Annotated in this window: 1 protein-coding gene and 1 pseudogene; both read right to left on the reverse strand. The window is 49.9% G+C overall.

The genetic code is table 11. The features are described 5' to 3' along the window. Positions 1–284: Rpn family recombination-promoting nuclease/putative transposase (locus tag FRY97_RS21985; protein WP_147169771.1), on the reverse strand; the 284-nt coding region annotated here is incomplete at its 3' end. Positions 285–368: 84 nt separating this feature from the next. Beyond that, a pseudogene (locus tag FRY97_RS21990) lies at positions 369–690 on the reverse strand (hypothetical protein); the annotation flags it as partial.

Here is a 690-nt window from a genome sequence, read left to right on the forward strand (position 1 = left end):
GGACACGTATTTATCGGGCTGTGATTTGTGCTCAAGCAGCAGACAAAAGTACAAATGCTGCTCTTCCTCTTTTTGAGGCGGCAGCGGTAGATGACATCGGCTTTGAATTCCCTTAGGCTGGGCTGAATACTGAGGCTGCTCTCCAGCTTCAGGCTCCCGAGGTCGGTAATGCGCGCAATGTCCGGATAGAAGTGCTCAATGTACTTTTTTGCGACCTCTGGTTTGCTCATGGCGTGGCGGAAAAAGCGATCATCGGGCTGATGTATTTTGGGCTTTGAGGGCATGGCACAGAGATTTAGCCACACAAATATGCCCGTTATTGTATTTAATTGCAAAAAGCAAAAACAATTAATTGAAGATATACGAATCTACCTGCCTGTGCCCGTCAGCAGCTTTTCCGCCAGCTCTTGCAGCTTCTCCTCTTCTTCTGCACTGAGCGGGATATCGGCAAGCAGCTCTTCCTGCATATAGCCCAGCAACTTGCTCTGGCCGCTATTTGCAATGATATCGAGCACTTCCTGCACGGTCCCCTGTGGCAGCCCGGTGAAGTCGGCCAATTCCTCGACCGGCCAGTCCGGAAAACGAACTTTGGTTTTGAGGAGGTTAAATATACTGTTTTTATGAGCGCCTTGGTCAAGGCCTTTCTCGAGCCCCATTTCCATGCCTTTCTCTAAACCTTTTTCGAGGCCC

Origin of the sequence: Phaeodactylibacter luteus, assembly GCF_007993045.1 — a bacterium.
GTDB classification, from domain to species: Bacteria; Bacteroidota; Bacteroidia; order Chitinophagales; family Saprospiraceae; genus Phaeodactylibacter; species Phaeodactylibacter luteus.